Consider the following 13,259-nt stretch of genomic DNA (forward strand, 5'->3'; position numbering starts at 1 on the left):
TAACCGGATGAGAGCATACCTCTCCGACAGGATGGGCGCGGCGCTGTTGATGGCGCCGCTGCTCCTCTTTCTTGTGCTGGCCTATGCCTGGCCATTCCTTGGCGTGGTTAAATGGAGCTTCACCCTGCCCACGCCGGGGCTGGGGCAGTACAATGCGCTGCTCACGGATCAGTTGGTGCAGTCGGTCTTCATCCGCACGCTGCGTATCGCCGCGATCGTGACGATCGTTTCGGTTGTCGCCGCCTACGCCATCACCGTTGTCTGGGTACGCGGCACGCCGGTGCAGCGCGTCGTGGCCGAGTTCTGCATCCTGGTGCCGTTCTGGATCTCGGTGCTGACGCGCGCCTTCGGCTGGGTGGCGCTTTTGTCCAATCGCGGCCTGATCAACACCTGGCTGCAGGCGGTCGGCTTCATCTCAGAGCCGCTGGCGCTGGTGCGCAACGAGTTCGGCGTTATCGTCGGCATGACGCATTTCCTCATTCCCTTCGCCGTGTTTCCGCTGGCCTCATCGATGCGCAGCCTCGACGACCGTGTGCTGCTGGCGGCGCGCGGCCTCGGCTCCAGCCGTATGCGCACCTTTTGGTCGGTATTCGTGCCGATGACCAGCTCCGGCATCATCGGCTCGGCGCTGATCGTCTTCGTCTTCTCGCTCGGCTTCTTCGTCACGCCGGCGATCCTCGGCGGCGGCCGCAGCGTGATGATCGCCGAGCTGATCTACCTTCGCATCTTCCAGAGCCCGGACTGGGGCCTGGGCGCCGCAATCAGTGTCGTGCTGGTGCTGTTTGTCGGCGCGCTGATGGCGCTGCTGTTCCGCTATATCAGACCCAAGCAACTGGTGTAGCGTGATGCCGACCTACCGCCCCGGTCCCGTCTCGCTGGTCCTCGCCGCCCTCGTCGCGCTGTTCCTGCTGCTGCCGCTGCTCGCCGTCATCCCGGTATCGCTGACGCCGAGCCGCATGCTGGCGATGCCGTCGGGCGAATTGTCGCTGCGCCATTACCGGGCGCTGATCGAGGATCCGCGCTGGATCAATTCGATCCTGCTCTCGATCAGGATCGGCATCGTCAGCAGCGCCTTTTCCACCGTGCTGGCGCTCTGCTTCAGCCTCGGCATCTGGATGTTCCAGCCGCGCTTCACGGCAGCATTGGTCGGTTTCGTGCTGCTGCCGATGGTGGTGCCGCCGGTGGTCTCGGCAATCACGCTCTACTTCCTGCTGACGTCGATCTCCGGGTTCTCGTCGTTCTTCGGCTACGACACCTGGCTGGGTGTCGTCATGGCGCATGCGGTGATGACGGTGCCCTTCGCCACGGTGCTGATCCTGGTGTCGCTCAGCCAGCTCGACCGCCGCATCGACCTCGCCGCCCGCGGCCTCGGCGCGACCGTATGGGAGCGCGCGACCCGCATCATCATGCCCAACATCAAGTTCGGCATCGTCACCGCAGCACTGCTCTCCTTCGTGCTGTCCTGGGAAGAGATCGGCGTCACCCTGTTCATCACCTCGGTCAACGCCATCACGCTGCCGCGGCTAATGTGGATGGGCCTGCGCGACAACATCGACCCGGCGATCGCAGCGCTCTCGGTGATCCTGATCGTCATCACCGTGCTGGTGCTTGTGGCGCGCAGCGTCGTGGTCAGGCTGCGCGCGGCGCAGTAGACGCGCCTCACGCCGTGGTGACTGGCGCAAATGAAACCTTGCGCTACGATTTTCGTTATAGGTAGTTCAACACGTCGAAGGCTTCGCCATGAACCAAGGATGGTTTTCCAAGCCGGTTGCGGTTGCGGTCGGCATCGTGGGAGATATCCGCAACATTTCCAACGCACGTCAGGCTGTCGAATTGCTGGAAGCCCACTGGCGCGACGCCGGCAGCGCCAAACACGGCTTGGCACTGCGCACATGCCGCCGCGCCATGAGCGACGATCGCTGGACCGAAGCCGCCAGGGACGCGTTCATCGAGGCCGCGCGGGAGGCGCATGTCCTGGTCGAGCGAGCCGTCGAACCGCAGGACCGGTCCAGGCAGGCGGGACCGTGATCGATTTATGAGAGCCTCGGTGGTTCGGCCGATCTATTGCATCTCAGGCAGCATGGAGCCTGGGAATGGCGCTGACGTCGACCTCGCGCTCCGCGTGCCACGCATCGTAAGCGGCCTGCATCCTGAGCCAGATCGCGGCGCCGTCGCCGAACATCTTTCCAAGGCGCGCCGCAACAGCCGGCGACACCGGCTTCTTTTCGCGGATGATGTCGTAAAGCTGCTGGCGCGAGATTCCGAGCAGATTGGCGATTTCCACCTTGGTCTTGCCGGTTGCCGGGATAATGTCGTCGAGCAACGCCCCGGGGTGGGATGGGCAGCGCTCCATCGGACGCATCGGCTCATACACGCTCATAATCGATTTCTCCAATCTAAGCCGTCTCAATGGTACTGTTCGAAATCGACGCGGGCAGCATCATTGGCGTCGAATTCGAATGTGATGCACCACGGCCCGTTGACATGCACCGTGTAGCGGGTCGGGCTGAAGCCCTTCAAAGCGTGGAAGTCGAAGCCGGGCAGGTCCATGTCGTCAGGCCTTTCCGAGACTTCCAAACGGTCAAGCCGGACAAGGATGCGCTTATGCATCTTGGCGTCGATCTTTCCGGTCTTTCCGGTTTGAAAGAGGTCCGCCAGCGCCTTGTGCTTGAACGACTTGATCATGCAACAGGTAAGCATGTTGCTTACGGGGGTCAAGCAGGTGTAAGCAAATGATTTACAGAATGGTCCCGGGCCCATCGGAGGCTATAACTGCGTCCGCTGGACGCTGGGCCGGGCCAGCCGAATACCTGGCGGACCTATGTCACGGCATTATCCGCTAACCCATCGCCTGGCGGATTCTCTTGGACAGGCGGCTCAAAAATGCCGGTCTGGACGACGCGTCAAGCTTCCACGACAGGACTGCCGTCGCCATTTTCCGCGGCAGCACCCCGACCGACAGGAACCAGGCGGCGAGGATGGCGCGCCGCCGCAGCGATGCCGTCATCTCGAGGCTGGCGACGGCGCCGGCCGCCCCGAGCGCCAGCCGGGAATCGTCGGCCACGGGGTGTCGGTCTCTATCCGCGCAAAGCGATGCCAGCCGCTCTTCCAGATGGATCGGATCGTGGCGGACAGCATCCGACGGCACGATGGTCAGGCCGATCCCGGAGGCCTGGTCCGACAGCGCCTGCATGCGGCGGAAATCGTGGGTTACCCGCCAGCGTGCCCGCTCGGCGAGTTTTTCACCGAAGACCGAATGGTTGGCGCCGTGGATCCGGTAGGCGCCGAGGCATTCGTCGATCGATTGGACATGCCCGTACATCGGTGCCAGCGTTGCCAGATAGCCATCGGCGCCCTGGCGGAACTCCGGCTCCGGGATCGGCATGATCGATTCCAGGGTTGCACGGTCGAAGGCCAGCCCACTGGTCACGGTGGTCTGGTAACGGCCTTTGTGCAGCAGTTTCGGCATGACGTCGCCGCTGTCGAAAGGCAGTTCGGGGGGCGGAAAGACATCCTTGATGCGTTGCCCCTCGTCGACGATGTGCAGTCTGGACTGGACCTGAGCGGTTGCCTCGTCCCAGGTCTCGACGATGGTGGAGACGGCGGTCGGATAGAGATAATCGTCGGCATCGAGGAACAGGACGATCTTGCCCGAGCTCGCAGCGAAGCCGGTATTGAATGCCGCCGCATGTCCGCCATTTTGCGCTCGCGGGCATGCGAGGATCTCGTCGTGATACGATTCCATGATTGTGGTGGAATTGTCCTGCGATGCATCGTCGACGACGATGACCTCGACATCCGCGTAGTCCTGCTCGAGAGCGCTGTCGATGCTGCGTTTGAGGAACCGCGCATAGTTGTAGTTCGGGATGATGATGGATACCGGAAGCCGGTTTTGGACAGACTGCATCGCGTTTGACCTCGCATCTTGCTTTGGTTCGGCAAAAGCCCGCTCATGGGCCTGCCCCCTCTTCAAGCGCCCCTCTTGGCGCGCAACGAGTTCCCTGGGAAAAGCTTGCGCCTTCCAACAGGAGACGGGTCACGTTTCGCATTGCGACTTCGTACTGAGGCCGCCATTGCCTTCGAGGGCTGCTGCCATGTCACGATCGGCGGCAGCAAAAGCTCCGACGTTCGGCCAAGGTGATGTCGCAACCGAGCCCGACGGAAATGTCTCGCCTCGCGATCAGGTCGGGGAGCGAAGCGGACGGTGCCCTGAAGGCATGGCGGATAGTGGCCTGCAAATGCGGCTGGAACAAGCCCCGCGTCGAAAACAGGGCCACTTCAGGTTGCGTTTCAAGGCGGCATGCCGCGACCGTCAGTGCTTTTGCCCCGGAGCCGGCGAACCGCCTCCGGGGCTTATGGTCATGTGGCCTAAATAGTCAGGCGGCCTGCAAACCCGGCAGCGACAGGTCGACTTCCTCCGGCAAGTCGCCGGCCATAGCGGCGGCGAACTTCGTCTGGTCGAGTTCTCCTTCCCAGCGTGCCACCACGACCGTCGCTACCGCATTGCCGATGAAGTTGGTCAGCGCCCGGCACTCCGACATGAAGCGGTCTACGCCGAGGATCAGCGCCATGCCGGCGACCGGCACGGTGGGGACGACCGAAAGCGTCGCCGCCAGGGTGATGAAGCCGGCGCCGGTGATGCCGGCGGCACCCTTGGAGCTCAGCATGGCGATCGCAAGCAGCAGGATCTGGTCGCCATAGGTGAGTGGCGTGTCGGTCGCCTGTGCGATGAACAGCGCGGCCAGCGTCATATAGATGTTGGTGCCGTCCAGATTGAAGGAATAGCCGGTCGGGATGACCAGGCCGACCACCGAGCGGTTGCAGCCGGCGCGCTCCATCTTGGCCATGAGGCCCGGCAATGCCGCTTCCGAGGACGAGGTGCCGAGCACCAGCAGCAGTTCTTCCTTGATGTAGCGGATCAGCGCCAGGATCGAGAAGCCGTTGTAGCGGGCAACCGCGCCGAGCACCACCAGCACGAACAGCAACGCAGTCAGGTAGAACGTGCCGATCAGCATGGCCAGATTGGCGATCGAGCCGATGCCGTATTTGCCGATGGTGAAGGCCATGGCGCCAAACGCGCCGATCGGCGCGGCCTTCATCAGGATGGCGACGAGGCGGAAGATCGGCGTGGTCAGCGCCTGCAGGAAATCGACGACCGGACGGCCGCGATCGCCGACCAGCGCCAGGGCGACACCGAACAGCACCGAGAAGAACAGCACCTGCAAAATGTCGCCTTGCGCGAAGGCGCCGGTGATGGTGTCGGGGATGATGTTCATCAGGAAGCCGACGATGGTTGTGTCGTGCGCCTTCTCGGCATAGGCCGTCACCTTGGCGGTATCGAGCGTGGCCGGATTGATGTGCATGCCGGCGCCGGGCTGGACGACATTGGAGACGACCAGGCCGACGACCAGCGCCAGCGTCGAGAACACCAGGAAATAGATCATCGCCTTGCCGGCGACGCGGCCGACCTTCTGCAGGTCGGAAACACCGGCGATACCGGTCGCCACGGTCAGGAAGATCACCGGCGCGATCACCATCTTCACCAGCTTGATGAAGGCGTCGCCGAACGGCTTCATCGCCTCGCCGGTTTCGGGATAGAAATGGCCGAGCAGCACGCCGGCGGCAATCGCCGCCAGCACCTGCACATAAAGATGCCGGTATAAGGGAAGTTTGCCGCGCGGCTCGGCGGCAGCGATTGCTGTCTGCATGACGTCCTCCATGGCGCCCCGATCGAAAGCTCGACTCCCCGGGGCAGTTGTTTTGACCAGCAGCCTCGCGACTGCTGAATTCGTGTTTGCAACAGCCGTGCCAGATACGCAGAAGAATTATTCATCATTGATTTTATTGAGCATTCACAAACGGCCGCACTGCCGGACACATGGTCAAGTGCGACTCTCCGCATAGGTTGAATTGTGTTTTGTGCGAATTCATGCACAAATAGGCGATGCTGCAACGCCCCGCCGGTGCCTTGTCTTCGACGCCCGAGCAACTCGCCAGGCGCGCGCGCCGAGCCTGGCTGCTGTTTGCGGCCGTCGCGCTTTTGATCGTCACGGCAGCGCTCTACGGCGCCGGCCTTTACGGCCGCACCGCCGAGATCGGGGCCTTGGCGGCGCAGGGGCGTACCGATGCCAATCTGAAGGTCGCGCTGCTGCGCGCCGTGCTCGAAAGCCCGCGCGCCCTGCCCCTGCTTTTGTCTGCAGACCAGCAGGTACGTGATGCGCTGTCGCAGAAAAACGCCGCGGCAATCGATGTGCTGAACCGCAAGCTCGAGGGGCTGGTCTCCGGCACCAAGGCGTCGGTGCTCTATGTGATCGGCGCCGACGGACTGGCGATCGCCTCCAGCAACTGGCGCGAGCCGATCAGCTTCGTCGGCAACGACTACCGTTTTCGCGATTATTTCTCCGGCGCGATGCAGGCCGGAACCGCCGAATATTTTGCGCTCGGCAATGTCAGCAAGCGTCCCGGCCTCTACATTTCGCGGCGCGTCGGCGATGCCGCCGCACCGCTCGGCGTCGTCGTCGTCAAGATGGAGTTCGACCAGCTCGAAGCCGACTGGCGCGAGGCCAACCGCCCGGCCTATGTCAGCGACGAGAGTGGTGTCGTGCTGATCACCAGCGTGCCGTCCTGGCGCTTCATGACAACCGCGCCGCTGGCCGCACCCAAGCAAGCCGCAATTCGCGACAGCCAACAGTTCGGCGACGCGCCGCTTGTGCCGTTGCCGATCATGCACGCGCAGGCGCTCAGCCCGGATGTGTCGATCGTCCACGCGGTGACGCCCGGCGGCAGCGACGCGCAGTATCTCAGCCTTTCGACGCCGGTTCCTTCGACCCCCTGGCGGCTCGACTATCTGATCCCGGCTGAAGCGCCGATCGCCGCTGCCGTCCGCGAAATGCGGCTTCTGGCACTGGGTGTCGTCGTGCCGCTGCTCGGCCTGGCCGCGTATCTGTTGTGGCGCCGGCAGTCGGCGCAGATGCGGATTGCCGCCGAACAGGCGGCGCGCACCGAACTCGAACGCCGCGTCGTCGAACGCACCGAGGATCTGAGCCGAGCCCGCGACCGGTTGCAGGCCGAGATCACCGGCCACCGCAACACGGAGGCAAAGCTCCAGGTGGTGCAGCAGGACCTGGTCCAGGCCAACCGCCTCGCCATCCTCGGCCAGGTCGCCGCCGGCGTCGCCCACGAGATCAACCAGCCGGTCGCCACCATCCGTGCCTATGCCGACAACGCCCGCACCTTCCTCGACCGCAAGCAGACCGGGCCGGCCGAGGAAAACCTCGGCGCCATTGCAGCCCTTACCGAACGCATCGGCTCAATCACCGAGGAGTTGAAGGCATTTGCCCGCAAGGGCCGCACCGCCGCCGAGCCTGTCGAATTGCGCGGCGTCATCGAGGGCGCCGTCATGCTGTTGAGAAGCCGCTTTGCCGGCCGGCTCGACGCATTGGTCGTCGACCTGCCGCTGCCGAGCCTCAAGGTCATGGGCAATCGGGTGCGGCTCGAACAGGTGCTGATCAATCTTTTCCAGAACGCGCTGGAGGCGCTCGACGGCCGCGACGACGCTCATGTGCGGGTCTCGGTCGAAGAGACCGCGGATGGCGTGACCATCAGCGTATCCGACAACGGACCCGGCATTCCGCCGGCGATCCTCAAATCGCTGTTCACGCCGTTCAACACCTCCAAGGAAAAAGGCTTGGGCCTCGGCCTCGTCATCTCCAAGGACATCGTCGCCGACTATGGCGGACGCATCGAGGTTTCGAGCGGCGACAGCGGCACCCGCTTCACCATTCATCTCCAGAAAGCAGCGTAAGCCATCATGACGAACGACAATTCCGCACCGGTGGTCCTGATCGATGACGATCGCGATCTCCTCAAGGCCACCGCGCAGACGCTGGAGCTTGCCGGCTTCTCGGTCTCGGCCTTTGCGGTGGCGGCCGAGGCGCTGGCCACGCTCGACGCCGGTTTTGCCGGCGTCGTGGTGTCGGATATCCGCATGCCTCAGATCGACGGCTTGCAGCTTTTCAATCGCATCCTGCGGCTGGATGCCGACATTCCCGTCATCCTCGTCACCGGCCATGGCGACATCGCCATGGCCGTCAAGGCGATCAAGGACGGCGCCTACGACTTCATCACAAAGCCCTTCGCCGCCGACCGGCTGGTGCAGAGCGTGCGCCGCGCAGCGGAAAAGCGCCGCCTGGTAATGGAGAACCGGGCCTTGCGCGAGGCGGCCGGAGAGGCGCAGGACAGCCTGCCGCTGATCGGCCAGACGCCGGCGATGGACAGGCTGCGCCGTACGCTGCGCCAGATCGCCGATACCGACGTCGACGTGCTGGTGACCGGCGAGACCGGCTCCGGCAAGGAGGTGGTGGCAAGTCTTCTGCATCGCTGGAGCCGCCGCGCCAAGGGCAATTTCGTCGCGCTGAATTGCGGCACGCTGCCGGAGACCGTCATCGAGAGCGAGTTGTTCGGCCATGAGGCCGGCGCCTTCACCGGCGCGCAGAAGAAACGGATCGGCCGCATCGAGCACGCCAGCGGCGGTACGCTGTTCCTCGACGAGATCGAAAGCATGCCGGTCTCGACACAGGTGCAGATGCTGCGCGTGCTGGAGATGCGCGAGGTCACGCCGCTCGGCACCAACGAGGTGCGGCCGGTGGATCTGCGCGTCGTCGCCGCCGCCAAGGTCGACCTCGGCGATCCGCGCCAGCGCGGCGCTTTCCGCGAGGATCTCTATTACCGGCTCAACGTGGTAACGATCTCGATCCCGCCGCTGCGCGAGCGCCGCGACGATGTCGCCCTGCTGTTTTTCTATTTCGCCGAGCGCGCCGCCGCCCGCTTCCACCGCCCTGTGCCGGCAGTGCCGGCGACGGTGCATCGCCATCTGAGCGACCATGACTGGCCGGGCAATGTGCGCGAACTGGCGCATTTCGCCGAGCGGTTTGTGCTTGGACTGGAGGAAGGCGCCGAAGCACAACCCCCTGCCCCGACCCAATCGAACGCCGCCATGAAGCTGCCGGAGCGGCTGGAGCGCTACGAGGCCGACATCATTCGCGAGACGCTTGGCCGCAACGACGGCGATGTCAGGCGCACGATCGAAGCGCTGGGGATTCCGCGCAAGACTTTCTACGACAAGCTCCAGCGCCACGGCATCGTGCGCAGCGATTTTTCCCGGTAATCGCCGCCGGCCTCGCGACCGGGCGGCTCGGCTATTTGGCGTCGTGGAAGATGATGCCGACAGTGTGGCGCATGCCGGAGCGTAGTCGGCTTACGCCGTGCCTGAGGTTGACGCGGTAATTGCCCTTGCTGCCCTGGACCGGACGATTGTGGACCGCGAAGGCGACTGCATCGCCCTGGCGCAGCGGCACCACCTCGACGCGGCTTTGCATGCGCGGACGCTGCTCGGTCAGCACGAACTCGCCGCCGGTGAAATCCTTGCCTGGTTCCGACAATAGGATCGCCACCTGCAGCGGGAAGGCAAGATCGCCGTAGAGATCCTGGTGCAGGCAGTTGAAGTCGCCGGGGACGTATTGCAGCAGGAGCGGCGTCGGCCGCGTCTGGCCCTGCTCGTGGCATTGCTCGAGGAACGCGGCGTGTTCGTCGGGATAGCGCTGCGCGATACCCATGCGCGCGTTCCAGTCGTTGGCGACCGCGGCCAGGCGCGGATAGAGCGCTGTGCGCAAGCCGCCGATCAAGTCGGGTAAGGGATAGCGGAAATAGCGGTACTCGCCCTTGCCGAAGCCGTGCCGCGCCATGTGGACATGGCTGCGGAAATGGCTCTCGTCCGGATAGAGGCTGGCTGTCTGTCCGCACTCCTGCGGCGTCAGCAGCTTTTCCATCACCGCGCAGCCATAGCCGCTCAGCTCATCGGCCAGCGTCCGCCAATCATATCCGGCAACGCGCACCTCCGCCGATTTCACCGCCGCTTTCGCGCCTATCGAATGGATGGTCATGGCTTCGCCTCCTGTGGCTTCTCTGTCATTGAGATGGGTGAAACGGCGCGCGCGGACCACCCGTTTCTTGCCGGGTGAGGTTCGCGGGACGGGACGTCATTCAATTTCCGATTTCGTGGTCATGGGCTAAACTTGTTCCACTCAACGGGACCGCCACCTCCATGATCGTCCAGACCTGCATCAATGGCGCGCGCAGCGCTGATTTCCACCCCCGACTGCCGCTTGATCCCGAAGCCATTGCGCGAGACGGCGCGGCCTGCGTGGCCGCAGGTGCGGCCGAGTTGCATGTCCATGCACGCGGGCTCGATGGCCGCGAAAGCCTTGCCCCTGACGCGATGGACCCGACCGTGCTGGCGCTCCGCCGCGCCTGCCCGGGAACGCTGATTGGCGTGTCGACGGGTGCCTGGATCGAGAACGACGACCAGCGGACGCTGGCCGCGATCGCCGGCTGGAGCGAGCTTCCTGACTACGCCTCGGTCAATCTCAGCGAGAACGCAGCGCCCGCCGTCATGGAAAGCCTGCGCCAGCGCGGCATTGGCATCGAGGCCGGGCTCGCCTCCGTTGCCGACGCCGAACGCCTGGTGAGCCTCGACCATGGCAACCGCGTGCTGCGCATCCTGATCGAAATCTCCGAGCAGGAGCCGGATGCTGCGCTTGAGATCAGCGACGATATCGCCGCCGTGCTCGACGGCGCCGGAATCCGCCGGGCGATCCTGCTGCACGGCGCCGACGCCACGGTCTGGCCTTTCGTGCACCGGGCGGCGGAACGCCGTTGGTCGACGCGCGTCGGACTGGAAGACGGCAAGGAGCTTCCTGATGGAACAATAGCACCCGGTAACGCTGCGCTGACAGCGGCAGCCGTCGCTATCCTCGAGACCAGTCGTTAGCACGGGGAAAGCGTCGATGGCCGCCGATCCCCTCTTCACGGGGAGATGCTAGGATTTGACGGAGAGGCAGGCCAAAGTCGGGCGGGTCTAAAGTATGGCCGCGTGCTGATGTCAGTAAAATCTATCTAAAACTTTAGATATTAATTACACGGGCAATTAATCAGCACATCAACGACCCCGTATGTTAAATGCTCTCCTGCACCGGGGACCATTTTTTATGAACATCATTCCACAGAATGATCACGCTTCGCCGCGCCGGATTCAACAGTATACATCGGTACAGATCCTGCGGGGGCTGGCAGCCCTCATGGTTGTCATTTTTCATCTTCCGGCCGCACTGGGCATGCTCGATCTGGATATTCCCGTTCTAAACAGTGGCGTCGACCTGTTTTTCATCATCAGTGGTTTTGTCATGGTTCTCTCGACGGAGAACAGACGCCCGGACCACCGTGCTTTTTTGATGCAGCGGTTCACGCGCGTCGTTCCGTTCTATTGGATTATGACCTTCCTCATGGTCGCTGCACTTTGGTTGATTGCCGGTCGCGCAGTGTCTCTTGAGCAGACCACCAACAGCCTGCTCTTTATACCCTACCTCGATACTGTCACGGGCTATGTCCAACCAGTGCTTGGCGTGGGTTGGACGCTCAATCTGGAAATCCTGTTTTATATTCTGTTCGCGGCGACCATGAGTTTTGGTAAGTGGACGCAAATGGCCGCGGTCGGCGTTGTCTTTGCAATCGCCGTAGCGGTGCGCATCATCTTCAAACCCGCCGCCGACACTGTGCTGTTTTTCTACACCACGCCAATCCTGTTTGAGTTCCTTGCCGGCATGGCTCTCGGCCATCTGGTCGGCAGGCTGACGCGTTTGCCTGCCGTCCTGGGTGCCTCGGCACTCGTGTTCGCTATCATGTCCATGCTGGTGATGGTACTTGGCTTCAACTTGCCGCGAACCCTTGCTCAGGGACTCCCCGCGTTGATCCTTGTCGCGGCTTGCATCAGGCTGGAAAGCTACTTCCGGCTTTTTGCTCCTCGCGTGCTGGCAAGGTTGGGTGATGCTTCCTACTCTCTCTATCTGACGCATCCTATCGTGCTGCTTGCGACCGCTCCTGTCGTTGCAAGCGCCAATGTATCACCATGGCTTGCAGGCATGGTTCTTGTCGCCGCCTGCATTGCCGTCTCCCTGGCCAGCTATAGTTTTATTGAAAAGCCGCTTTTGGCCATTTCGCGGATGAGCCTCTCCGCCTATCAGGTGAAGGCACAATAAGTTGCGGCTGCGCCTCGCAACGATTTTGCGACACGACATGCACAGAACAAAGACTTAAAGGGCATTCAAACGCGACGCGCTCAAAGTGCAAAAAAAGCTGCCCGGTTGGACCCGAAGCAGCTTATTGTTTTATGCACATTCGACAATGTGCCAGTGGCTACTTTGCAATCATGTAGGCATCGTCAGTATAGAGTCTGCCAACTCCACCATAGTGACCCACGCCAAACACGAATGACTGAGGTGTACCTGATCCGTCGGAATCCCGCCCGACCGGCCAGGTTGCGTTCGACGATGACTGCCAAAACACCCCGTCCAGATACCAATCGATGCCTACCCCTTCATAGAGATCCGCACGAAGCTGAAACCAGCGGCCTTTCGGTGCGGCAACATCGTTCTCCGGATTGTACGTTCCGTCCGCCCAATTTTCCACGTGCAGCAACAGCGTGTCATCAGTCAGACTGTCGCGCAGGTTGACCCACCACGTTGGTTCCTGCTTGAAAGGCGATTGCTCGGTCACCTTGAACTGGAGGATATTCGTCCAGTCGTTCTTCGACTCGTAATTGGACGGAATGAAAAACCACGCGACATAGGTTCCATCGATCCCTGACGGCGGCACCACCTGGAGCGGACGTCCGAAAGCGTCGTTCTTGGCTAGGCCGCCTGGAAAGAGCCACTCTTTGTAGACTTTGGAGTGGGGCTTTCCAGCATTGATGGCAGCCAGCGTCGTTTCGAACTTTCCGAAGCTGTTGCCGCCGTGCGAGGATACATTCCCTGCGCTGGTCGAGACAAGGCCGCTGACAATTGCGTTCAGGCTGGGATCGGCTTGCGCGGAATCCTCCGCCTGAACGAAAGACCAGTCGGTGTAGCACGAGACGCCGGTGCAAGGCCCCTCCTCCCAGTCCGCTCGCCAGTAGGGCGCATTCTGGGCATATGCGGCGCCAACTGGCGCCATAGCGGCGGTAATGGTGCAGATTGCCGTGAGCACCAACAGATGAAAAATCTTCTTCATGTCGATTTACCGTTCCTTTCTAAACATGAGATTCCAGGCACCTCTTGCGCCGTTTGCTTTTCCACCCTCGAACACAGCGCGTCCCGAACGGCGCTGTCCCGCCAACCTCAAGCCGGCGGCGCTGAACCTTCAAAGGTATGGGAAAACAAAAAACCCGC

General features: G+C 62.6%; 13 protein-coding genes. 7 read left to right on the plus strand and 6 right to left on the minus strand.

Going from position 1 to position 13,259, the window contains the following annotated elements; all coding sequences use genetic code 11:
• The first annotated feature begins 7 nt into the window (after positions 1 to 7).
• The 3 genes from NKH78_RS24730 (at position 8) to NKH78_RS24740 (ending at position 2,028) form a co-directional block, all read left to right on the plus strand.
• On the plus strand, positions 8 to 841 hold the full coding sequence (locus NKH78_RS24730) for an ABC transporter permease (RefSeq protein WP_352473751.1): 834 nt from the start codon (positions 8 to 10) through the stop codon (positions 839 to 841).
• A 4-nt stretch (positions 842 to 845) separates the two neighbouring features.
• A complete protein-coding gene (locus NKH78_RS24735) occupies positions 846 to 1,652 on the plus strand; it encodes an ABC transporter permease (RefSeq protein WP_352685248.1) in 807 nt (268 codons plus the stop codon).
• An 88-nt stretch (positions 1,653 to 1,740) separates the two neighbouring features.
• Complete coding sequence (locus NKH78_RS24740) at positions 1,741 to 2,028, plus strand: DUF982 domain-containing protein (RefSeq protein WP_352475640.1); 288 nt, start codon at positions 1,741 to 1,743, stop codon at positions 2,026 to 2,028.
• A gap of 43 nt (positions 2,029 to 2,071) precedes the next feature.
• On the opposite strand, the gene NKH78_RS24745 is transcribed toward NKH78_RS24740, so the two are convergent.
• From NKH78_RS24745 to NKH78_RS24760, 4 genes are all read right to left on the minus strand, one after another.
• On the minus strand, positions 2,072 to 2,380 hold the full coding sequence (locus NKH78_RS24745) for a HigA family addiction module antitoxin (protein WP_352455430.1): 309 nt from the start codon (positions 2,378 to 2,380) through the stop codon (positions 2,072 to 2,074).
• A 26-nt stretch (positions 2,381 to 2,406) separates the two neighbouring features.
• Positions 2,407 to 2,685, minus strand: a complete 279-nt coding sequence (locus tag NKH78_RS24750) for a type II toxin-antitoxin system RelE/ParE family toxin (RefSeq protein ID WP_352737374.1) — start codon at positions 2,683 to 2,685, stop codon at positions 2,407 to 2,409.
• A gap of 154 nt (positions 2,686 to 2,839) precedes the next feature.
• On the minus strand, positions 2,840 to 3,907 hold the full coding sequence (locus tag NKH78_RS24755; protein WP_352737373.1) for a glycosyltransferase family 2 protein: 1,068 nt from the start codon (positions 3,905 to 3,907) through the stop codon (positions 2,840 to 2,842).
• Between the two features lie 469 nt (positions 3,908 to 4,376).
• The gene (locus NKH78_RS24760; RefSeq protein ID WP_352737372.1) at positions 4,377 to 5,708 is read right to left on the minus strand and encodes a dicarboxylate/amino acid:cation symporter; all 1,332 of its coding nucleotides are present in this window, start codon (positions 5,706 to 5,708) and stop codon (positions 4,377 to 4,379) included.
• Between the two features lie 236 nt (positions 5,709 to 5,944).
• On the opposite strand from NKH78_RS24760, the gene NKH78_RS24765 reads away from it, so the two are divergent.
• On the plus strand, positions 5,945 to 7,804 hold the full coding sequence (locus tag NKH78_RS24765; protein WP_352737371.1) for a sensor histidine kinase: 1,860 nt from the start codon (positions 5,945 to 5,947) through the stop codon (positions 7,802 to 7,804).
• Between the two features lie 6 nt (positions 7,805 to 7,810).
• Positions 7,811 to 9,166, plus strand: coding sequence for a sigma-54-dependent transcriptional regulator (locus NKH78_RS24770; protein WP_352737370.1), 1,356 nt, complete (start codon positions 7,811 to 7,813; stop codon positions 9,164 to 9,166).
• A 31-nt stretch (positions 9,167 to 9,197) separates the two neighbouring features.
• On the opposite strand, the gene NKH78_RS24775 is transcribed toward NKH78_RS24770, so the two are convergent.
• The gene (locus NKH78_RS24775) at positions 9,198 to 9,941 is read right to left on the minus strand and encodes a 2OG-Fe(II) oxygenase (protein WP_352737369.1); all 744 of its coding nucleotides are present in this window, start codon (positions 9,939 to 9,941) and stop codon (positions 9,198 to 9,200) included.
• 161 nt (positions 9,942 to 10,102) lie between these two features.
• Here NKH78_RS24775 and NKH78_RS24780 point away from each other — a divergent pair, with 161 nt between their 5' ends.
• A complete protein-coding gene (locus NKH78_RS24780; protein ID WP_352737368.1) occupies positions 10,103 to 10,828 on the plus strand; it encodes a 3-keto-5-aminohexanoate cleavage protein in 726 nt (241 codons plus the stop codon).
• Between the two features lie 217 nt (positions 10,829 to 11,045).
• A complete protein-coding gene (locus NKH78_RS24785; RefSeq protein WP_352737367.1) occupies positions 11,046 to 12,092 on the plus strand; it encodes an acyltransferase family protein in 1,047 nt (348 codons plus the stop codon).
• 157 nt (positions 12,093 to 12,249) lie between these two features.
• Here NKH78_RS24785 and NKH78_RS24790 read toward each other — a convergent pair whose 3' ends face one another.
• Entirely contained in the window at positions 12,250 to 13,101 is an 852-nt protein-coding gene (locus NKH78_RS24790) for a hypothetical protein (protein WP_352737366.1), read from the minus strand.
• Between the last annotated feature and the right edge of the window lie 158 nt (positions 13,102 to 13,259).

Origin of the sequence: Mesorhizobium sp. M0910 (genome assembly GCF_040319465.1) — a bacterium.
Taxonomy (GTDB): domain Bacteria; phylum Pseudomonadota; class Alphaproteobacteria; order Rhizobiales; family Rhizobiaceae; genus Mesorhizobium.